Here is a 23,352-nt window from a genome sequence, read left to right as displayed (position 1 = left end):
CTTATGGATGATGATCAAAAAGCTAAAACTTTAGATTAGTAGTATTTATATGCAGAATTACAACAACAGAAAGGTAATATTGGCAGTGAGGATAGTGAGGTATAAATAACGGTAACGAATAATAGTTAATAGTTGCATGCCAAGCACTTTATCGTAGATACAAAAAAGCCCCTGACAAGCAGAGGCTAAAAGTTAACTTATATTAGTTTGATAGAATTAAGGTTCATTGCCTTATGCATAAAAATGGCAATTGTCTCAAGGTTACTATGGAATGCCAGATTGGAACTTAACTGATAAGTTCCGATGGAAGTATCAATGTAAAAAGCCTGAGTATAAGCATCACCAGCACTATCAAGATTGCCACTTAACTCGGATAACTTCCCAGTAATTATGTAGTATAAAGAAGAACGACGATCCTTCCCCGCCAGTTGAATTAAGCGATTTGCTTTTGATTCCTCCCCTTTAAGTAAAGCTTGCAAAGCAAACGCTTCATATTCTCTTGCAAGTAATAGCCTATTACTAATATTCGCTTCATTTGCTAATAAATCATCACTTGATTGCTTAATTTCTTTTACCAAATCAGCTGTTGGCAATAATGAAGATAATACATTGTAGGCAATATAACGTTCGGCAAGTACTAATCTAGCATTCGGTTTTTCCATAAGTATTTCTTCAAATAGGTTAATACCTTGTTTAAATAAAACAGGATCGACTTGATTAGTATAATGATTAGCAATAATCAATTTCGTTAATAGGCTCTGTTCTTTAGGTAAGCCAACCATTACATTGTCAAGTTGTTGTTGTGTCGGATTTATGTGTAGAGCAGTCATAAGATCCGAAGATGCTTGACGCAAATTCATATACATATCACCATCTGAAATGGGATACTGCTTACTAAATATAATTCTATTCGACGCATAATTTCGATAATTGATATCTAAGTAAGACAGACCTTGTTGCTTATCAACTCTGACACTAACCAATTTTCCCGGTAATATACCTTTTGTAAAGGCTGTCTTTTTTAATTGCACACGATAATCACTAAGCATTAATACATCTGACATCAATTTTTGACTAATGCCATCAGCGAGCTCCTCACTGGTGATATCTGAATTCTGACTGCCATAATAACTAAACTCAATAACTTGTGTATCTAATGCTTTAGTAATTTCGGGCTGGCTTTGTACATACGTGCACAGAACAATAATACAAATTAAAACAGATAATAAGAAAAAATCAAATAACTGAAATTTATAACGCTGATAGAAAGTAAGCTCTATACTACATTTTGCTTCAGCAGCGACGGTGTGATTAGAGATATGCGTAACTGCACGTGTTAATGGCCCAGCTGGAAACACGGTTATGGATTGTTCGCAGTCAAACTCAGTATCTTTATCTAAACTTTTTTCGTCATCAATAATTACGCCTGTATTCTTGCCTTCAGAGATAAGTATACGGGCATCATCACTAGTTAGTTTTATTGTGTCTGCGACTAACCTATATCCACGTTTAGGGACAGTAGCAATAAATCGTTCGCAATCAACACGCCCATCTTTTAATATTTTTCGCAGCTCAAAAATAGACTGTGTCACCACTTGGTCACTAACAATAGCACCATCCCATATGTGCTCAATCAGCTCTTCGCGTCCAAAGACTTCACTCGGTGACAATGCTAAAAAGGATAATAAATTAACCAAACGGGGTTCAACTGTTACTTCTCTTCCTTGTCGGTACAGTTTATTTTCTTCAACAATCAATATCCAATTACTGATTTGAAAACATAAACCATTCATAACAAATTCCAACATTTAATATTATCAAAGCAAGATATCACAGTTCTATTTTCCGTCAAATATAGTGAGAATGGTCATTTAGACACGATTAAAATAACTTTTAACTAATAATCGATTATCATGATATGAGTATTAAAACAGCGAGCTGCATAACTTTTCTATCATCTTAATGCATTTTGAATGATGTGACTTATGTCGCTTAAAAGTACATGTTGGGGCATTGTATTTAACTTGCATATTCTATATTAATCATCCTTTTTAGGGGTTAGATCAATAATAATCTTATATTAAAGTAACAAAAACTTAGAGATTTATAATCTTTAAGTTTCAGGGCTTCGTTGCTATAACGAAATGGAGATAATCAAGAGAAGATACAAACACCCGGTGCCAGGTGTTTTTGTGCCTGAATTTCAGGCACAAAAAAAGCCTGAATCTTTCGATTCAGGCTTTCGTTGTTTGTTGGCGGAGTGGACGGGACTCGAACCCGCGACCCCCGGCGTGACAGGCCGGTATTCTAACCAACTGAACTACCACTCCGCACAATCTGTGCTAATGTTTCCATCAGTCTTAATTTATAGTCTCTCGACGTTGTTTGGCGCTTGGCGATGCCCTACTCTCACATGGGGAAGCCCCACACTACCATCGGCGTTATTACGTTTCACTACTGAGTTCGGAATGGGATCAGGTGGTACCGCAACACTATGGTCACCAAGCAAATTTGGTTTGCTTTCAAGTTGTATCTTTAAAATCTGAAAAGCTATAAATAAAGAAGTCTTTAAAACATAAAGTGTTCTGTCTATTCTTAAGTCGTATTTCAATTAATCATACTTTAATTTGTATGGTTAAGCCTCACGGGTAATTAGTACAAGTTAGCTCAATGCCTCACAGCACTTACACACCTTGCCTATCAACGTTGTAGTCTCCAACGGCCCTTCAGGGAGCTTAAAGCTCCAGTGAGAACTCATCTCGAGGCCTGCTTCCCGCTTAGATGCTTTCAGCGGTTATCAGTTCCGAACTTAGCTACCGGGCAATGCTATTGGCATAACAACCCGAACACCAGTGGTTCGTCCACTCCGGTCCTCTCGTACTAGGAGCAGCTCCTCTCAATTCTCAAACGCCCACGGCAGATAGGGACCGAACTGTCTCACGACGTTCTAAACCCAGCTCGCGTACCACTTTAAATGGCGAACAGCCATACCCTTGGGACCAACTTCAGCCCCAGGATGTGATGAGCCGACATCGAGGTGCCAAACACCGCCGTCGATATGAACTCTTGGGCGGTATCAGCCTGTTATCCCCGGAGTACCTTTTATCCGTTGAGCGATGGCCCTTCCATTCAGAACCACCGGATCACTAAGACCTACTTTCGTACCTGCTCGACGTGTCTGTCTCGCAGTTAAGCTGGCTTATGCCTTTGCACTAACCACATGATGTCCAACCATGTTTAGCCAACCTTCGTGCTCCTCCGTTACTCTTTGGGAGGAGACCGCCCCAGTCAAACTACCCACCAGACACTGTCCGCAACCCCGATAAGGGGCCTACGTTAGAACATCAAACGTACAAGGGTGGTATTTCAAGGTTGACTCCACATCATCTAGCGACAATGCTTCAACGTCTCCCACCTATCCTACACATGTAGGTTCAATGTTCAGTGCCAAGCTATAGTAAAGGTTCACGGGGTCTTTCCGTCTAGCCGCGGGTACACTGCATCTTAACAGCGATTTCAATTTCACTGAGTCTCGGGTGGAGACAGCGTGGCCATCATTACGCCATTCGTGCAGGTCGGAACTTACCCGACAAGGAATTTCGCTACCTTAGGACCGTTATAGTTACGGCCGCCGTTTACCGGGGCTTCGATCATGAGCTTCGACCTAAGTCTAACCCAATCAATTAACCTTCCGGCACCGGGCAGGCGTCACACCGTATACGTCATCTTTCGATTTTGCACAGTGCTGTGTTTTTAATAAACAGTTGCAGCCACCATTTCTCTGCGACCAACAATAGCTTACGGAGCAAGTCCTTCACCATCATTGGCGTACCTTCTCCCGAAGTTACGGTACCATTTTGCCTAGTTCCTTCACCCGAGTTCTCTCAAGCGCCTTAGTATTCTCTACCTAACCACCTGTGTCGGTTTGGGGTACGATTCTCTTATATCTGAAGCTTAGAGGTTTTTCCTGGAAGCCGGGTATCAACTACTTCATCTCCGTAGAGACTCGTCATCAGTTCTCAGCCTTAATGTACGCCCGGATTTACCTAAGCATACAGCCTACAACCTTAAACATGGACAACCATCGCCATGCTAGCCTAACCTTCTCCGTCACCCCATCGCAATATAAGTGAGTACAGGAATATTAACCTGTTTCCCATCGACTACGCCTTTCGGCCTCGCCTTAGGGGTCGACTCACCCTGCCCCGATTAACGTTGGACAGGAACCCTTGGTCTTTCGGCGTGGAGGTTTTTCACCCCCATTATCGTTACTCATGTCAACATTCGCACTTCTGATACCTCCAGCAAGCTTCTCAACTCACCTTCGACGGCTTACAGAACGCTCCTCTACCATGCAAGAACAAGTCTTGCATCCGTAGCTTCGGTGGTATGTTTAGCCCCGTTAAATCTTCCGCGCAGACCGACTCGACCAGTGAGCTATTACGCTTTCTTTAAAAGATGGCTGCTTCTAAGCCAACTTCCTGGCTGTCTGAGCCTTTCCACATCGTTTCCCACTTAACATACACTTTGGGACCTTAGCTGACGGTCTGGGTTGTTTCCCTTTCCACGACGGACGTTAGCACCCGCCGTGTGTCTCCCGCGATTGAACTTATTGGTATTCGGAGTTTGCAAAGGGTTGGTAAGTCGGGATGACCCCCTAGCCTTAACAGTGCTCTACCCCCAATAGTTAGACGCGAGGCGCTACCTAAATAGCTTTCGAGGAGAACCAGCTATCTCCCGGTTTGATTGGCCTTTCACCCCCAGCCACAAGTCATCCGCTAATTTTTCAACATTAGTCGGTTCGGTCCTCCAGTTGATGTTACTCAACCTTCAACCTGCCCATGGCTAGATCACCGGGTTTCGGGTCTAATCCCAGCAACTATTCGCGCAGTTAACACTCGGTTTCCCTACGGCTCCGCTATTCGCTTAACCTTGCTACTGAAATTAAGTCGTTGACCCATTATACAAAAGGTACGCAGTCACAGAACAAGTCTGCTCCCACTGCTTGTACGTATACGGTTTCAGGTTCTATTTCACTCCCCTCACAGGGGTTCTTTTCGCCTTTCCCTCACGGTACTGGTTCACTATCGGTCAGTCAGTAGTATTTAGCCTTGGAAGATGGTCCTCCCATATTCAAACAGCATATCACGTGTGCCGTCCTACTCGATTTCACAGTAAGGTCGTTTTCATGTACGGGACTATCACCCTGTATCGTGAAACTTTCCAGAATCTTCCACTAACTTCCAAACTGCTTAAGGGCTAGACCCCGTTCGCTCGCCGCTACTAAGGGTATCTCTATTGATTTCTTTTCCTCGGGGTACTTAGATGTTTCAGTTCTCCCGGTTCGCTTCGTAACGCTATGTATTCACGTTACGATACTCTACAAAGTAGAGTGGGTTCCCCCATTCGGAAATCTGTGGATTAACGCTTTTTATCAACTCCCCACAGCTTAACGCAGATTAACACGTCCTTCATCGCCTCTGACTGCCTAGGCATCCACCGTATACGCTTAGTCACTTAACCATACAATCTAAAGTCGACCGTACAATTGAAATAACTAGGTATTATCTAGTTTTTTTCGCCTCAAGAATACTCAAGAACACTATATTGTTATTGCCGAAGCAATAACGTGTTTTAAGAACTTCTTTATTTATTCAGCTTTCCAAATTTTTAAAGAGCAATTTGCTAAAAAGCAAAGATAAGCATTAAGCTTGCTTAGCTTTGTATTTTAACAACTATGATGTGGTGGAGCTATGCGGGATCGAACCGCAGACCTCCTGCGTGCAAGGCAGGCGCTCTCCCAGCTGAGCTATAGCCCCACATCATAGAGTTCGTAAGAAGATTGGTAGGACTGAGTAGATTTGAACTACCGACCTCACCCTTATCAGGGGCGCGCTCTAACCAACTGAGCTACAGTCCTATCGCATTTCTTACATGCTTTTCAACTTTCTATTCAAGCAATTTGTGTGGGCACTTACAAAAATTAACAACTTTACGTAAGGAGGTGATCCAGCCCCAGGTTCCCCTAGGGCTACCTTGTTACGACTTCACCCCAGTCATGAACCACACCGTGGTCATCGCCCTCCCGAAGGTTAAGCTAATGACTTCTGGTGCAGCCCACTCCCATGGTGTGACGGGCGGTGTGTACAAGGCCCGGGAACGTATTCACCGTGACATTCTGATTCACGATTACTAGCGATTCCGACTTCATGGGGTCGAGTTGCAGACCCCAATCCGGACTACGACGCACTTTATGGGATTCGCTTACCATTGCTGGTTTGCAGCCCTTTGTATGCGCCATTGTAGCACGTGTGTAGCCCTACTCGTAAGGGCCATGATGACTTGACGTCGTCCCCACCTTCCTCCGGTTTATCACCGGCAGTCTCCTTAGAGTTCCCACCATTACGTGCTGGCAAATAAGGATAAGGGTTGCGCTCGTTGCGGGACTTAACCCAACATTTCACAACACGAGCTGACGACAGCCATGCAGCACCTGTCTCATAGTTCCCGAAGGCACCAATTCATCTCTGAAAAGTTCTATGGATGTCAAGAGTAGGTAAGGTTCTTCGCGTTGCATCGAATTAAACCACATGCTCCACCGCTTGTGCGGGCCCCCGTCAATTCATTTGAGTTTTAACCTTGCGGCCGTACTCCCCAGGCGGTCTACTTAATGCGTTAGCTTAAGAGCCCAGTTCTCAAGGAACCAAACTCCGAGTAGACATCGTTTACGGCGTGGACTACCGGGGTATCTAATCCCGTTTGCTACCCACGCTTTCGCATCTGAGCGTCAGTTACTTGCCAGGTGGCCGCCTTCGCCACTGGTATTCCTTCAGATCTCTACGCATTTCACCGCTACACCTGAAATTCTACCACCCTCTCAAGAACTCTAGTTTGCCAGTTCGAAATGCAGTTCCCAGGTTGAGCCCGGGGCTTTCACATCTCGCTTAACAAACCGCCTGCATGCGCTTTACGCCCAGTAATTCCGATTAACGCTTGCACCCTCCGTATTACCGCGGCTGCTGGCACGGAGTTAGCCGGTGCTTCTTCTGCGAGTAACGTCACAGTAGTAAAGTATTAATTTACTACCTTTCCTCCTCGCTGAAAGTACTTTACAACCCTAAGGCCTTCTTCATACACGCGGTATGGCTGCATCAGGGTTTCCCCCATTGTGCAATATTCCCCACTGCTGCCTCCCGTAGGAGTCTGGACCGTGTCTCAGTTCCAGTGTGGCTGATCATCCTCTCAGACCAGCTAGGGATCGTCGCCTTGGTGAGCTCTTACCTCACCAACAAGCTAATCCCACTTGGGCTCATCTAGTCGCGAGAGCTTTCAAGAAGAGGCCCCCTTTCACCCGTAGGTCGTATGCGGTATTAGCAGTCGTTTCCAACTGTTGTCCCCCTCGACTAGGCAGATTCCCAAGCATTACTCACCCGTCCGCCGCTCGACGCCAGAATAGCAAGCTATTCTTCGTTTCCGCTCGACTTGCATGTGTTAAGCCTACCGCCAGCGTTCAATCTGAGCCATGATCAAACTCTTCAATTAAAAGTTTTTGACTAATCGCCTAAGCGATTAAGTCGGCTCAATGAATTCTGTACTTCAACAACAAACCGAAGTTTGTTGTTTATAAAACCAAATCTTTCGATTTAATTTAATGTTCACAATTACATTGATATAATTTTTGGTCATTATATCTCTGCAAGTGCTCACACAGATTGCTTGAATAAATTATTAAAGAGCATTGACACTGGCGTCTTTCGCCGTAGTCAGGCTGCGTATTCTACGCAAACCTAATTTGAAGTCAAGCATATATTTATGCTTTATTCAGGACGTTTAAAAAGTAACCGAAGTCGATTTGTAAACACCTTACTGAACGACGTTTCCGTGTCAGTGGGCGCTATTATAGATAAAACGATTTGATAGGCAAGCATTTAAGCGTCAATAATTACAAACACTATTACATGAGCGATTAACCAACAACCACTGATTAAATTTAATGCTAAACGCCAATGTGTCGCTCTAATCTATAATGTTTTCGCAAAAGACTTCACTTTAGCCCAATCAGTAAACTCAATATCTTTCGTCTTATCAGTACTACCACCAGTTATTTTCATAATCAACTGGATAATAAGTGTTTGCCACCAATTATATTTTGAATATAACAATGCGCCAGCAAATACAGCTTGCTGCTTGGGTACCCAATTCGACTTTTCTAAAAATGCCTGCATATATGCATTCGTTTCAGGGGTATTCTTTTCAGCTTTTCTTGCAGTTAAGTTAACACAGAAAAAACTATTCTCTTTTGCTTCAAGTTCTGCTTTATGTGCAGCAACAAATTGATAGAGCTTTTTATTCAAATGACCATAACGCACAGAGGCACCGATAACTACTTTATCAAAAATACCCATATCAAGATGCTGGCATTCTTCAAGGCTCATAACTTCACATTGATACTTATCGGCAATAGACTCCTCGATAGCTTTAATTATCTTTAAGGTTTGACCATCAACGGTAGAATACAGAACTAACATTTTTTTCATTTATATGATTCCACTTAACTACGCCAGAAAGCTGGAGTAAATAAAATTAATAAGGTAAAGACTTCTAAACGACCAAATAACATAGCAACAACTAATATCCATTTTGCACTGTCATTAACGTCACCAAAATGTACCGCAACTTGTCCAAGTCCCGGCCCTAAGTTATTTAGTGTTGCAACCACTGCAGAAAAGGCCGATAGCTCATCCATACCCGTCGTGATCAATGCCAACATACAAATAATAAATACCAAGGCATAAGCGGAGAAAAAACCCCAAACCGCATCGATAACACGATCGGGTAATACTTTTTTCCCTAATTTAATCTTATATACGGCACGAGGATGCACTAAACGTTTCATTTCACGCATACCTTGTAAATAAAGTAATAGGATACGCACCACCTTCATACCACCACCAGTAGAGCCGGCACAACCACCAATGAAACTCGAAAACACAAGCAGTACAGGTAAGAACAATGGCCAATTTTGGAAACTGGTCGTCGTAAACCCAGCAGTTGTTGAAATTGAAACAGCCTGAAAAACCGCTTTGTCTAACGCCAGTTCAGGGGACTCATAAACACCTTTAGACAAGAGAATAAAAAAGCAAATAGCCACAAGTGTAAGTTGTACAAATAAGAATGTACGTAATTCCGGATCATGTAAGTAAGCGCCAGGTTTAAAACCTTTAATTGAGAATGCGGCAAAATGCAGTGAAAAATTCATCCCCGCAATAATTAAGAACACCACAGTGATCATATTAATAACCGAACTATCAAAATGGCCCATACTACTATCGTGTGTAGAGAATCCACCGATTGCAATAGTCGAAAAGCTATGCGCAATAGCATCAAAAATAGTCATCCCAGCCAGCCAAAACGCCATTGCGCAAATAACTGTAAGGCATAAATAAATATACCAAAGTGCTTTTGCAGTTTCAGCAATACGGGGGGTCATCTTAGAATCTTTGACTGGGCCGGGGGTTTCTGCACGATAAAGCTGCATACCACCGATACCTAAAACAGGTAATACGGCAACAGCAAGTACAATAATACCCATACCACCTAGCCATTGTAAAAACTGGCGATAAAACAGCAATGCTTTAGGTAACTCATCAAGTCCAACAATAACGGTTGCACCTGTTGTCGTTAAACCAGAGAAAGATTCAAAGAATGCACCAGCGACACTGAGATCTGGTTGCTCAGAAAGAATAAAGGGTAACGCACCAACACTCCCCAGAACCGTCCAAAACAAAACTACAATCAGGAAACCATCTTTGGCTTTTAATTCTTTTTTATAATTGCGGTTTTGGTACCATACGATACTGCCTAACGTGACACAAAAAGCAAACGAATTAATGAAGACGAGACCACCACCATCCTTATATATTGCGGCGATCAGTGCAGGGAATATCATAGTCACACTAAAGATGGTAACTAATATCCCAACAATTCTTAAAATTGCCCTGAATTGCATTATTATTTTTATCCCTAAATATTAATCGACCACTTTGACATTAACTTGGCCATTCGTTTTGTTTTTAACCGCAATAATAAACGCTTGCGCATGCCTTGCATCAACATCAAGCTGCATTATTACTTGTTCACCATATTCGGCATGTTTTAATTTACCATTATATACTGAAAATAAGCGCTCTATTGCGGCTATTTGAGCATAATCACAAGTTAAATTAAGTTCTGTATATATAAAGCATTCAATAGGATCAATCAATTTTAATACTTGTTGTACACCGCCTGCATATGCACGCGCTAACCCTCCAGTACCTAATTTAATTCCACCATAATAACGTACAACAACTGCGGTCATCTCCCCTACGTCACTGCCCATTAAGCAATGAAGAATAGGCTTACCCGCGGTACCTGAAGGTTCACCGTCATCACTAAAACCATATTGTTGCCCGTCACTGGGACGTCCAGCAACAAATGCCCAACAATGATGACGCGCATCAGGGTGTTGCGCTTTAATTGTCCGAACAAATTGCTCGGCTATTTGGCGTCCTTTAGTTGGTGCTAGATAAGTAATAAAACGGCTTTTTTTTATTTCTTCAGTATATTCATAGGCCTGTTCTAAAACAAAATAAGGGCTATTCGCTATCATTTAAATCCTGTGTATTTGGTGCGGGTGAGATACTCATCGCTATTCTACTGTTATATGTCTGTTGATAATAGCAGGTTCAGGATCACAAACTTTAAAAGTTAAGTGTTAATGAATTTTTTTTTATTAAACATTCATCAACAAACATCCAACAATTAAAAACAGTTGTAAGCCGAACCGTTTGGAGCACATTAAGCCACAAAACAAGCATAAAACAGAGTTAACAACCAAACGCGAACTTAAACTAAGTACCTAGCGCTAACTTGAAAGACAAATAGCTTATTTTACTAGTATTGCCACCCCCTTAATCCTTACCAGCAACTATACTACTTATTGAATATATTAGCGTAACCACCTCGACAAAAATTTAAACAGTCGTTTAAAATAAGTGTTGAAATATTGTTAGATTATCGACAGAATGAGATCAACCAGTGCCCTACATAGCTGGTAAATAGCAAACGGAGCTGATGATCACCATCGCTTTAGCAAGGAGAAACGTAATGATTTACCAAGCCGAACAACTCTCGGTCACTCTATTAGAAGATGGCATCGCAGAATTAAAATATGACGCGAAAGGCCCAGTTAATAAATTTGATCAAGCAACATTACAAGCATTAACTGAAGCTGTAAAAGTATTACAGACTAATTCAGACATTAAAGGACTAATTCAAACATCAGGTAAAGGTGCATTCATCGTTGGCGCCGATATCACTGAATTCCTTGAACTCTTTAAACTACCTGACGCTGAATTATTAGGTTGGTTGGAACAAGCAAATGCAGTATTCAATGCCATTGAAGACCTGCCATATCCAACAATCTCTGCAGTAAACGGGCATGCACTTGGCGGTGGTTGTGAAGCAATTCTTGCAACAGACTTCCGTGTAGCAGACACCACAGCACGTATCGGTTTACCTGAAACTAAATTAGGTATCATGCCTGGTTTCGGTGGCACAGTACGTTTACCACGTCTGATCGGTGCTGATAATGCCGTTGAATGGATCACAACTGGTAAAGATTATAAAGCACCTGCTGCCCTTAAATTTGGCACTGTAGATGCGGTTGTAGCACCAGAAAAATTACGTGATGCTGCACTCTCTATGATTAAAGATGCGATTGCAGGAAAACTTAACTGGCAATCACGTCGAGCGCAAAAACAAGCACCATTAGGTTTAAATAAAATTGAAGCAACAATGAGCTTCTCTACTGCACTTGGCATGGTATACGCGAAAGCAGGTAAACATTACCCAGCACCAACAGCGGCAGTGAAGACAATTCAAGCAGCAGCAAGAATGGACCGTACCGGTGCTCTTGGTGCAGAAGCAGCAACATTCATTAAACTTGCTAAAACAGATGCAGCACAAGCACTCGTTGGCTTATTCCTAAGTGACCAAGCATTAAAAGCTGGCGCGAAGAAAGCGGCAAAAGCAGGTAAAGCAACAAATAAAGCAGCCGTACTTGGCGCTGGTATCATGGGTGGCGGTATCGCTTACCAATCAGCAGTGAAAGGTACGCCAGTTATCATGAAAGACATCAATGATGCTGCACTTGATCTTGGTATGTCTACGGCATCAGGTTTATTAACAACGCAACTTAAGCGTGGCCGTATTGACGGTACTAAATTGGCTAAAGTTATTTCTTCAATCACACCAACGCTAAGCTATAACTCAGTTGATGAAGCTGACATTATCGTTGAAGCGGTTGTTGAGAATCCAAAAATTAAAGCTGCTGTACTGGCTGAATTAGAAGACAACGTAAGTGCTGACACAGTCATCACTTCAAATACGTCTACTATTCCAATTAATGTACTAGCGAAGAGCTTAAAACGCCCAGAACAATTCTGTGGTATGCACTTCTTCAACCCTGTGCATAAAATGCCATTAGTCGAAATCATCCGTGGTGAAAAATCATCTGATGAAACAATTGCGACTACAGTTGCATACGCAGCGAAAATGGGCAAAACGCCTATCGTTGTAAATGATTGCCCTGGTTTCTTCGTTAACCGCGTATTATTCCCATACTTCTTTGGCTTTTCAAAACTAATCGCTGATGGCGCAGATTTTGTAGCTGTAGATAAAGTTATGGAAAAAGAATTCGGTTGGCCAATGGGTCCAGCATACTTGCTAGACGTTGTTGGTATTGATACAGGCCACCATGCTGCAGCTGTGATGGCTGACGGTTTCCCTGAACGTATGGCTAAAACAGGCAAAGATTCTATCGATGTTATGTTTGAAGCAACACGTTATGGTCAGAAAAATGGTGTTGGTTTCTACTCTTACGCTAAAGACCGTCGTGGTCGCGTACAAAAAACACCGGATGCAAAAAGCTATGAGCTGCTTGCTGAAGTTGCAAGCGAAAAAGCTGATTTCTCGAAAGATGACATTATCGCTCGCTGTATGATCCCAATGATTAACGAAGTTGTTCGTTGTCTTGAAGAAGGTATTGTTGCTACTCCAGGTGATGCTGATATGGCACTTATCTATGGTATTGGCTTCCCTCCATTCCGTGGTGGTGTATTCCGTTACTTAGATACTATCGGTCTAGATAAATACATTGAATTAGCAGATTCATTTGCTGATTTAGGACCACTTTACCAAGTAACTGATGGCTTGCGTCAACGCGCAGCTGACGGCAAAACTTTTTACTAAGACACGAACGAGGATAATAAAATGAGAGATGTAGTTGTAGTCGATTGTCTACGTACACCTATGGGTCGTTCTAAAGCCGGTGCATTCCGTCACGTTCGTGCTGAAGATCTATCTGCAAAATTAATGAAAGGCTTGCTTGACCGTAACCCTGAAGTTGATCCAAATGACATCGAAGATGTTTATTGGGGTTGTGTTCAGCAAACACTAGAGCAAGGTTTTAATATTGCCCGTAATGCTTCATTACTTGCTGGTATCCCAATCACAGCAGGCGCAACAACCGTTAACCGTCTATGTGGCTCATCGATGCAAGCTATCCATGATGCTACGCGTGCTATCGCAATGGGCGACGGCGATGTGATGATCATTGGTGGTGTTGAGCATATGGGTCATGTTCCAATGAACCACGGTGTTGATTTCCATGTTGGTCTTGCAAAATCTACTGCGAAAGCAGCGGGTATGATGGGGCTAACAGCTGAAATGCTAGGTAAATTACACGGCATTACACGTGAGCAACAAGATGCATTTGCAGTTCGTTCTCACAAGTTAGCACAAGCAGCGACAGAATCAGGTCGTTTCAAACGTGAGATTCTACCAATTGAAGGTCACGATGCTGATGGCATTTTAAAGTTGTATGATTTTGATGAAGTGATTCGTCCAGAAACATCAATGGAAAGCCTAGGTAATTTACGTCCAGTATTTGATCCTGTAAACGGTACAGTAACAGCGGGTACGTCATCTGCATTATCAGATGGTGCTTCTGCAATGTTACTTATGTCTGCGGACAAAGCCAAAGAACTAGGTCTTAAGCCTCGTGCTCGCGTTGTATCTATGGCTGTTGCAGGTTGTGATCCATCAATAATGGGTTACGGTCCAGTACCAGCAACAAAGAAAGCACTTAAGCGTGCAGGTCTAACCATTGACGATATCGATGTATTCGAATTAAACGAAGCATTCGCAGCGCAGTCTTTACCTTGCGTTAAAGACCTTGGCTTAGAAGATGTTGTTGATACTAAAATTAACCTTAACGGTGGTGCAATCTCATTAGGTCATCCTCTCGGTTGTTCTGGTTCTCGTATCTCGACTACGTTAGTGAACGAACTTGAAGTACAAGGCGGTAAATATGGTTTAGCGACGATGTGTATCGGTCTTGGCCAAGGTATCGCGACTATCTTTGAGCGTATCGAAGACTAATAACAACAGTATAAAAAATACGGTTAGTTAATCTATATCAAGCCAACTATGACGATAGTTGGCTTTTTTATGTTCTTCTTAAAATGTTCTTCTTGAAATTTCCCCCTCCAAGCGGTTCAATACACATTCGCAATGTAAATAATGGACTGGGACTGGGCATGAGCACCAAAAAGCAAATATTAGTAGTTGACGATGACGTTGAGATCAAAGAGTTACTCAGTGAATATCTCGAACAAGCTGGATTTTCAGTGCTTACGGCCGGTGAAGGTAAAGAAATGCAACGCGTTTTAGCTACCAATACGCCCAATCTGATAGTCTTAGATGTGATGATGCCAGGTGATGATGGTTTTACCTTATGCCAAAAAATTCGCCGAACCTCACAAGTACCTATAATCATGTTAACAGCAAACTCAGATGAAGCAGATCGTATTGTCGGCTTAGAAATTGGCGCAGATGATTACATGGCCAAACCTTTTAGTCCACGAGAATTGCTGGCTCGAATCAAAGCCTTATTACGCCGCTCAAATTACACTAAGCCAACCCAAGGGCGCTATTTTGTGTTTGCTCATTGGAAGCTTGATACATTAACGCGCCAATTAATTAATCAACATGATTGCAGTACAACAGAACTGTCAGGCAGTGAATTCAATATGTTAAAACTGTTTGTGACGAACCCAAATCAAGTACTAAGTCGTGATGCCCTTTCGGATGCTACCCGCGGGCGAGAAGCGCTGCCCCTTGAGCGAGGTATCGATATACAACTGAGTCGATTACGTCAAAAACTAGGAGATAATAGTAAAAGTCCGACCTTAATTAAGACCATCCGCGGACGTGGTTATGTATTGATCACCGAAGTCTCTTATGACGATTAAAGAGCATATTTACCGCCAGCTACCCAGCTCTTTAGTCTCTAGAATGTTATTACTGACACTATTATCAATAGCCACCGCGCAGTTAATTTCAACCAGTATTTGGTATAATTTTAGTAAAGATAAAGAACTCGAAGGATTAAAAAATACCGCGGAAAGCATGGCTCAAAATATAGCTTCGACCGCAACCTTCTTTAATTCCTTACCCTTGCAATATCGTCACATAGTATTAGAACAGCTACGCGATTTTGGTGGCAGCCGCTATTTTGTGTCATTAAATGAAGTCGAAATTAACATCGTTCCCGTTGCCAACAGTGAAATGAAACGTGTGGTACTCGATGAATTTCAGCGTGTACTCGGTAATAAATTGGGTAATAATATCGTCATTAAAACGGAATTTTCTCACCCAAAAACCTTACACGTATTAAACAACGATATCCTATTATCCGAATTACCCCGTTCTTGGGCGCACTACTCACTCACGCTAGAACCGTTAAATCCACCCGTATTAGTGATACAAATGATGTTAGCACCTGATGAATGGCTATATATCGCCGCATTGCTACCAGCACCTTATGTATCCCTTAATGATAAATTGGTAAGTAATGATCAACTGTTTTTCATCTTTCTTATCACCGCTAATTTAATGTGGATGATCTACATATTAGTGCGCTGGCAAACCAAACCACTTAAAAAATTGGCGGCAGCAGCTGCGACATTAAGCCAAGATTTAGACCAACCTCTGCTTGAAGAAAAAGGCGCATCGGAATTAGTGATTGCCACTAAAGCATTTAACCGTATGCACTTGCGAATAAAGCGTTATATTGACGATCGAGAACGTTTATTTCGTTCTATCTCTCACGATTTAAAAACCCCTATCACGCGATTGCGCTTACGGGCAGAGTTACTCAATGACGATGCAAAAACAGCGAAATTCAATAATGATCTCGACCAATTAGAAATGATGGTTAAAGGCGCACTACAATGTGTGAAAGATACCGATATTCACGAAAACAGTGCACCCATTGATATCCAAGAATTACTGTATGAGATCACGGAACATCATAATAGCAGCACAGAAAAAGTTACTTTCGCATTCCCAAAGGTGAGTGCTCGCTATCATGGAAAACCCCTTGCTATAAAACGCTGCTTAACTAACCTGGTTGAAAATGGAATAAAATATGGCGAGTTCTTACACCTTATCGTCGAACAACAGCAAGAGCACATCGTCATTTGTCTGATTGATTCAGGCCCAGGTATTCCAGAAGATATGTTAGAAGATATTTTTACACCTTATACACGAATAGCTCAAGATAGCGATGGTTCAGGGTTAGGTTTAAGTATTGCTCGCAGTATAGCGAGTGCCCATGGCGGTACACTCACCTTACACAATCGAGAAAATTCAGGATTAAAAGTGATCTTACGACTCCCGCATAAACCATCATCACGGATATAATAATGAGCTCCATCATCAGTAATCGCATCCAACGACTCTTTATACTACTGAGTGTTTTATTCACTTCCCCTGTAATAGCAAGCCAAGTAGAAGTATTGCATTGGTGGACATCTGGTGGTGAACTAGATGCGCTCAGTGAGCTGCAAAGTAAAGTCGAAGAAACCGACAATACCTGGCTCGACTTTGCCATTAAAGGTGGCGGTGGTAATACAGCCTTAACAGTATTACGTTCGCGGGCTGTATCAGGTAATCCACCGACAGCGGCGTTAATCAAAGGCCATAATATTCAAGAATGGGCAAAACTGGGGTTTCTAACCTCATTAGACGACATTGCTAAACAAGAACAATGGGATGCCAAGCTCCCAGAGTTTATTAAGCCAGTAATGAAATACCAAGGGCATTACGTAGCAGTACCAATTAATATTCATCGTATTAATTGGTTATGGTTCAATGAAACAATTTTTAACAAAGCAAATATTGCAATTCCTCGTGATCTCGCAGAGCTTATCACGACATTACCACAGCTTGAAGCCGCGGGTTACTTACCGATCGCTCATACATCTGAACCTTGGGCTGATGCGATTTTATTTGAGTCGATCAGTTTATCCATTTTAGGAGCTGAGCTATATAAACAGGCTTTTGTCGAACTTAATCCACAAGTATTAGCATCACCGACAATGATCCGAGCCTTTGCTAAATTACGTACTATATCGCTATTCATCGACGAAAATGCCAAAAATAGAACTTGGGAACAATCCACCAAACTCTTAATTGAAGACCAAGCAGCAATACAAATCATGGGTGATTGGGTAGCAGGTAAATTACTCCAAGAAAAGCAGACATTAAATACCAAGATCCGCTGTATTCCCTTCCCTGGCACTGAAGGTATATTTAGCTATAACATTGATAGTTTCGCTTTTTTTAAATTAAAAAGTGTATCATCAGAAGTAAAACAAGCGCAAAACACCCTAGCAAGTATCATATTAACACCGGAATTACAGCGTGACTTTAACGCAAAAAAAGGTTCACTGCCGATTATTGATACCACTAATAAGGGTAGTTTTAATGCTTGTACGCAGCAGGCATACCAAGACTATCAACAAGCAACCCGAGACAACACATTAGTGCCGACCTTTTCTCAAGCTATGGCAACGACAACCTATGTGCAGTCAGCAATTACAAGGGTAATCAGTAGTTTTATTTATGATAAAAGTATTACTAATGAAGCGGCAGTAGTACAACTCGCCAATGCCATTAAAGCAGCACAGTAAAACACGAACAACGTGAACACTATTTTTATAAGGGACTAATCACGCATGCTACAGCAATGGCGAAAGCTGACTTATTTAACAGCCAACAGTAATTTTTTTATTGCGCTAAAAGCATTTTTAGCATCAATAACCTTATTGATCCCTGGCTATTTTCTCGAATTATCGGCCTTTTCAGTCACTGCCGTACTCGGCATTGTGGCCGCGGTAATTTCAGAAGGTGATGACAGTATTAAGCAGCGTATTATTAATAGTTTACTGGCGTTACTTTGCTTTGCAGTCTCCTCATTATTAGTCAGCCTGCTATTCCCTTATCCTTTATTTTTTTTAATTGGCAGTTGTTTATTTAGCTTTGCGATCATCATTCTTGGTTCCTTAGGTAAACGCTATGTCACCATCAGTTTTGCGACGTTGATGATTGCAGTTTATACAATGCTAGGACTAAGCCATGATGCTGAATCTGCAGCCGTACTCACTACTGAATTCGAATTTAATCCTTATTCTTTACTTCTTATTGCCGGTGCGGCTTGGTATTTTATTATCTCGACAGTCCTGCTTAAGGTAACTTTATATAACCCGATCAGAGAGCAACTAGCTGACATTTATTTTTCACTGGGTCTATACCAACAAGAAAAAGCCAAATTCTTCTCACAAGAAAAACATGATCATAAAACCATTCGCCATACTTTATCGACGTTGAATATTAATATCGTCAATGCCATGTCCGCATGTCGCACCAACATTGACTATCATATGGATAGAAGTCTATCTCATGAACTTCAGCACTTGATACACCTTTATCAAGAAGCGCAAGAACTCCATGAAAAAATGACATCTAGCCATTTTCATTATGATTCACTCAAGCGTAATTTAAATAACAATTTGATTATCAGCGGGTTTGAGCAGGTGTTAAAACAACTGGCCAGTGCTTGTAAACAAAGAGCTAATGCAACGCTATACAAGCAAGCTTATGCTCATGATAATGGCCTGACTTGGTCATTGGCTATTTTAAAACAAGAATTGCTGACATTAGAAAAGTCTGTGGAATGGCAACTCTTTGGACCGCTAAAATTATTGTTTCGTAATTTACGCAAGGCTGATGAGCTATTAATTAATAGCGAGCCCACAAGTGAGCATGAATTCTTAGTCATGGCGCCACGTGAGCGATTATCAATAAAGCAACGACTCACTAACGCATTACACTTATCCAGCCCAGTGTTCCGCCATGCAATTCGCTTAACCATAGGTATCGCATTAGGAATAGGGATTATTTTTGCTTCTGATCTACATGGCTATTGGGTGGTGTTGACGACATTATTTGTGCTTCAGCCCAGTTACAGTGCAACTCGACTTAAATTAAAACAGCGTATCTCAGGTACGTTGATGGGTATCATCATCGGTGCTATTTTACTCTACCTATTCCCGACAGAACGTAGTCAGTTGTTATTGTTAGCAATATCGGCATTTTTGTTCTTTTATTATTTACGTAAAAATTACAGCCGCGCGGTTACCTATATAACATTACTGGTATTACTGGCCTTTAACGTGCTTTACCAACAAGGTTATATCGTTACGATCCCACGCATAATAGATACCTTAACGGGTTGTAGTATTGCCTACCTACTGGCTAAGTTAGTACTGCCAAACTGGCAATATAAGCAGTTCCCTAAGTACTTGGTCGAAGCGATCACCGCTAATCAGGCTTACTTTCACGAGATAATTAATCAATATGTCTCAGGGAAAAACAATGAATTACCGTATCGCGTTTCGCGCCGTAAAGCCTATGTAGCAGATAGCCACTTAACAGCCTCTTGGAAAGACATGCAGGTAGAGCCTAACGATAAGCGGCATAAACTGAATCATGTTTACGATATATCTCGTCGTAACCATGCCATGTTATCGGAATTATCTGCATTAGGCGTACACAGAAATAAAATTATTGATGTGAGATTACAGCAAGACCTACGCTTAGTGGAGCAAATGATTACCCGGGCTTTAGCACAAACGAAAAACACTATTTTATCGCCAATCAATGACGATAATTTTTATATTAGTGAGCTTGAGAGGTTACTCAAACGCTATAAAAATGATGATAATAAACATACGCTATTATTAATTCAGAAGTTGAAACAGATAGAAAAAATTACTGAAGAGTTGCAAATAATGGCTGATGAGATGAATCTAATTTCAGATACTCCTGCACGTAGTAACGTGCAAGAGTCATGAATGTGATTAACTATAATCGTGGTACGGATTAATTTGAGCTAACTTGATGGCGTTTACAAAGCCTTGTAAACGCACTTCTTCAGTAGTTATATTCACACCGCTTTCGTCAATCACCGCATTGCCAAATTCATAACGGATATTTTCATCGCCAAAGCAAGCCTTGTTATCATTAGTTTGAGCCGTTTTTTGGATCTTATTATTTTTTTCATGATAAGCGCTTACTACCGACTTACCGTATTTAGCTTCGAGCATGGTTAATGTTTGCTGAGGTGATAACACCAAACCACTGGCATTATTACCGCCAAAGCCTTTGGCATTCAGGATCACCGCTTTCATTTCTTGACCTTTATCACCAACAAACTTGTGATCAGTTAAGATATTTAAATTGGCCTGATGTACGTCACCGGCAATATGATCAATGGTTTTAATCCCAGGGATCCAGCCATGCTGCCAAACACCGAGTGAGGCGACTAATTGATCACCTGCAGCCGCGCCCATAGAATGACCGACATAAGATTTAATTGCCGTCACAGGCCAGCTTTTAATATTAAAACTGGTCGCGACTTCACTCAAAATATGGCTTTCAGTCACACGATTTTGTGGTGTTCCGGTACCATGCGCCTGTACAAAAGTATGTTGTAAACCTGCTTCACCTAAAATTGCTTTCGCTAATGCGGTGGCTTTTGCGACAGTCACATAATTACCAATACCCGGCGCTGAAATTGACTTTTTATTGGCATCGGCATTAATAAATACATCGGCAACAGAGCCATAAATAGACACACCCAACTCTAATGCCAGTTCATCATCCATCAACACCACAAATTGCGCTGACTCAGCCATCGTAAACCCGGCATTCGATGAAAATGGACGACAGGCGCGGCGATTATCAACCGTATCACTGTTATCCAATGCTTTTAACTGATCATCTTCAGCTAAGGCCCCCATCACGCGGAACCCTTCCATGACTCCAGTTTCAACAGGTGCTTCAGCGTTGCCCACTATAGCAACTTTTGACTTGCCAGACTGAATATCTAACATCCCCTGACGTAAGTTATATAGGAAACTCGCACAAGCCCCCATGTTGGTGCCGGTAGTACCAGCACTGTTGATCACATAACTATTAATGAAATCCGCAGGCATTTCGGCTAACGCCATTGCCATCATTTTCGAGCTGACACGACCGCCTTTAAAATAAGCAGAAAGCATACCACCAAATGAATTTTCATCTACTTGACCGAGTGCACTTCCCGCATAGACAGATACTTCATCAGGATTAATTAATTTGAGAATATCATTCCAATCAACACCTAATGAATTAAGCGCATCAGAGGCACCATAAACCGTTAGTTTTAAGCCGCGAGGATGCGAACGTGAATTGTATAATTTATCTAAATCAAAGCCCGTTGGAATATTACCGGCACTTGATACTGGGTAAGTAATGGTGTCATGAACTAGCGCCTCAAATTCACCTTCAACAACAACTTCAACTGTTTTATTATCAACGTCGGTAAGTGACCAATTAGCTGGAATGGTCTGTGGTAATTTAGACTTTTTTAATTGAAATGTGATTGGCGCGACACTTGGCGCTAATTTAGCTTTACGCTGAAAAGGCACTGCTTCAGGAACAAATGTAGTGGTACGGCGCACTAACGTACCCGCTTTAATCTGGGTAATAATGTCAGTATTAATATCGTGAGTATCTAATTCCATACGCTGCGCAAGGTCTTGCCAAGTACTGGCCATGACATCTTCTTTCAGGACATCACACACTAGACGCTTATAACTGTGGAAACCAGAACTACGTCCGGCTGCATTAATTCCACCTAAACCAACAATTAACGGTAACTTTGCCATTTTATTACATCTCAATTCAAATCTCAGCTATTGCTAGATAGTCTAGCAAGTTATACTAACAATACACTTTCAACTGTGCCAATAACCCTGACTGTTATGCCAATGAAGATTTTAATCCTATAAAATCAAGGTACAGAGCCATAAACAAATAGATATACTAAGTTTAGAACGAACAGAATTGGAGTTTGATATGAAAATTGGGTTTGTACTTTATGATAAAGCATTAGTCACAGGGATCTCCTTAGCCGCGGAAATGCTATCCGGCGCCTCTCGCTTACGCGACCGAAAAACCCAGCATCAAGATCCGTTAGAAATAAAATTAATCTCGACCAGTTTAGAGGCTAAATCACTCACCGCAGGGTTACGTTTACAACCTGACCTAACTTTTTCCTGCGAGCAAGAATTTGATCTTGTTATCTTTCCACCTATGTGGGGTAACCCTTTAGTATCAATAATTAAACAGAAAGAAATCATTCCTTGGTTGCATAGACAATATAACCAAGGCGCAAAAATACTATCGACGGGTACCGGTGTTTGCTGGTTAGCAGAAGCGGGATTACTTGATGGATTACCAGCCACAACACACTGGTATTTTTACGATCAATTTAGTCAACAGTACCCACAAGTAAAACTCAATCGTCAAGCCTCTATTACTGCCGCAAATGGCTTATATTGTGCTGGTAGCATTAACTCACAATCGGAAATGATGCTGTTTTTAATTAATGAAATGTTTGGAAAAAAGATCGCGAGTGTGATTGAAAATCATTTTTCCCATGAAATATCACGTACTCAACAACAGCCTTTCTATCAAGTTGGTGGCCAAGTACAATTTGATGAATCGATTGCCTTAGCACAGGATTGGATGCAACGTAACATGGCAAATAGCATTACCAATCAAATGATCGCCGATGTTTGTCAGTTACCGCTACGCACCTTCAATCGCCGCTTCAAAGAACAAGTAGGACAAACCCCAAATCAATTTCTGTTAACACTGAGATTAGAGACCGCACAAGTGTTATTACGGGATTTTGGCTTAACGATCTGCGATGTAGCAGAACAAGTAGGTTTTCGTGATGCATATTATTTCAAAAAAAAATTCCAGCAACACTTTGATATGGCTCCAAAACAATACCGAGAAATGGTGAAAGCCAAAGTTTTCGCCGTTTAACGGCTTGATAATCATTCTCATTCA

12 protein-coding genes, 3 tRNA genes and 3 rRNA genes are annotated in these 23,352 nt (G+C 41.6%); 7 read left to right on the top strand and 11 right to left on the bottom strand.

Annotated features, from left to right (window positions below; translation table 11 throughout):
• Positions 1-197 precede the first annotated feature (197 nt).
• The 10 genes from cadC to HWV01_RS00115 form a co-directional block, all read right to left on the bottom strand.
• The gene (cadC, locus tag HWV01_RS00160; protein WP_211673554.1) at positions 198-1,793 is read right to left on the bottom strand and encodes a lysine decarboxylation/transport transcriptional activator CadC; all 1,596 of its coding nucleotides are present in this window, start codon (positions 1,791-1,793) and stop codon (positions 198-200) included.
• Between the two features lie 460 nt (positions 1,794-2,253).
• Positions 2,254-2,330: transfer RNA gene (locus HWV01_RS00155), tRNA-Asp, on the bottom strand.
• Between the two features lie 60 nt (positions 2,331-2,390).
• A 5S ribosomal RNA gene (gene rrf / locus HWV01_RS00150) occupies positions 2,391-2,506 on the bottom strand.
• A 125-nt stretch (positions 2,507-2,631) separates the two neighbouring features.
• Positions 2,632-5,523: ribosomal RNA gene (locus HWV01_RS00145) — 23S ribosomal RNA — on the bottom strand.
• A 220-nt stretch (positions 5,524-5,743) separates the two neighbouring features.
• Positions 5,744-5,819 (bottom strand) — tRNA-Ala (locus tag HWV01_RS00140).
• A gap of 24 nt (positions 5,820-5,843) precedes the next feature.
• A tRNA-Ile gene (locus HWV01_RS00135) sits at positions 5,844-5,920 on the bottom strand.
• Positions 5,921-5,997: 77 nt separating this feature from the next.
• A 16S ribosomal RNA gene (locus HWV01_RS00130) occupies positions 5,998-7,542 on the bottom strand.
• The 16S, 23S and 5S rRNA genes sit together here with 3 tRNA genes alongside, the layout of an rRNA operon.
• A 479-nt stretch (positions 7,543-8,021) precedes the next feature.
• On the bottom strand, positions 8,022-8,537 hold the full coding sequence (hemG, locus tag HWV01_RS00125) for a menaquinone-dependent protoporphyrinogen IX dehydrogenase (protein ID WP_211673553.1): 516 nt from the start codon (positions 8,535-8,537) through the stop codon (positions 8,022-8,024).
• 14 nt (positions 8,538-8,551) lie between these two features.
• Positions 8,552-10,009 carry a TrkH family potassium uptake protein gene (locus HWV01_RS00120; protein WP_211673552.1) on the bottom strand — a complete coding sequence of 486 codons (1,458 nt, stop codon included), beginning with the start codon at positions 10,007-10,009 and terminating at the stop codon, positions 8,552-8,554.
• Positions 10,010-10,030: 21 nt separating this feature from the next.
• On the bottom strand, positions 10,031-10,651 hold the full coding sequence (locus HWV01_RS00115) for a YigZ family protein (RefSeq protein WP_211673551.1): 621 nt from the start codon (positions 10,649-10,651) through the stop codon (positions 10,031-10,033).
• Positions 10,652-11,148: 497 nt separating this feature from the next.
• Here HWV01_RS00115 and fadB point away from each other — a divergent pair, with 497 nt between their 5' ends.
• The 6 genes from fadB to yccS all read left to right on the top strand — a co-directional run bounded on the left by fadB (position 11,149) and on the right by yccS (position 20,303).
• Positions 11,149-13,293, top strand: coding sequence for a fatty acid oxidation complex subunit alpha FadB (fadB, locus tag HWV01_RS00110; RefSeq protein WP_211673550.1), 2,145 nt, complete (start codon positions 11,149-11,151; stop codon positions 13,291-13,293).
• A 21-nt stretch (positions 13,294-13,314) separates the two neighbouring features.
• On the top strand, positions 13,315-14,484 hold the full coding sequence (gene fadA, locus HWV01_RS00105; RefSeq protein ID WP_211673549.1) for an acetyl-CoA C-acyltransferase FadA: 1,170 nt from the start codon (positions 13,315-13,317) through the stop codon (positions 14,482-14,484).
• 158 nt (positions 14,485-14,642) lie between these two features.
• Positions 14,643-15,356 carry a response regulator gene (locus tag HWV01_RS00100; RefSeq protein ID WP_211673548.1) on the top strand — a complete coding sequence of 238 codons (714 nt, stop codon included), beginning with the start codon at positions 14,643-14,645 and terminating at the stop codon, positions 15,354-15,356.
• Positions 15,346-16,809 carry an ATP-binding protein gene (locus HWV01_RS00095; protein ID WP_211673547.1) on the top strand — a complete coding sequence of 488 codons (1,464 nt, stop codon included), beginning with the start codon at positions 15,346-15,348 and terminating at the stop codon, positions 16,807-16,809. The genes HWV01_RS00100 and HWV01_RS00095 overlap by 11 nt, the downstream gene beginning before the upstream one ends.
• A 2-nt stretch (positions 16,810-16,811) precedes the next feature.
• Complete coding sequence (locus HWV01_RS00090) at positions 16,812-18,080, top strand: ABC transporter substrate-binding protein (protein WP_211673546.1); 1,269 nt, start codon at positions 16,812-16,814, stop codon at positions 18,078-18,080.
• A 45-nt stretch (positions 18,081-18,125) separates the two neighbouring features.
• Complete coding sequence (yccS, locus tag HWV01_RS00085; protein ID WP_211673545.1) at positions 18,126-20,303, top strand: YccS family putative transporter; 2,178 nt, start codon at positions 18,126-18,128, stop codon at positions 20,301-20,303.
• A 6-nt stretch (positions 20,304-20,309) separates the two neighbouring features.
• Here the strand turns inward: yccS and HWV01_RS00080 are convergent, their stop codons facing one another.
• A complete protein-coding gene (locus HWV01_RS00080; protein WP_211673544.1) occupies positions 20,310-22,160 on the bottom strand; it encodes a beta-ketoacyl synthase in 1,851 nt (616 codons plus the stop codon).
• A 190-nt stretch (positions 22,161-22,350) separates the two neighbouring features.
• Between HWV01_RS00080 and HWV01_RS00075 the strand changes: the two genes are divergently transcribed.
• Positions 22,351-23,328 carry a GlxA family transcriptional regulator gene (locus HWV01_RS00075; RefSeq protein WP_211673543.1) on the top strand — a complete coding sequence of 326 codons (978 nt, stop codon included), beginning with the start codon at positions 22,351-22,353 and terminating at the stop codon, positions 23,326-23,328.
• Positions 23,329-23,352 lie beyond the last annotated feature (24 nt).

Origin of the sequence: Moritella sp. 5 (assembly GCF_018219455.1) — a bacterium.
Classification (GTDB): domain Bacteria; phylum Pseudomonadota; class Gammaproteobacteria; order Enterobacterales; family Moritellaceae; genus Moritella.
The sequence above is the reverse complement of the archived record's forward strand: the minus strand, read 5'-3'. Positions and strand labels throughout refer to the sequence as shown.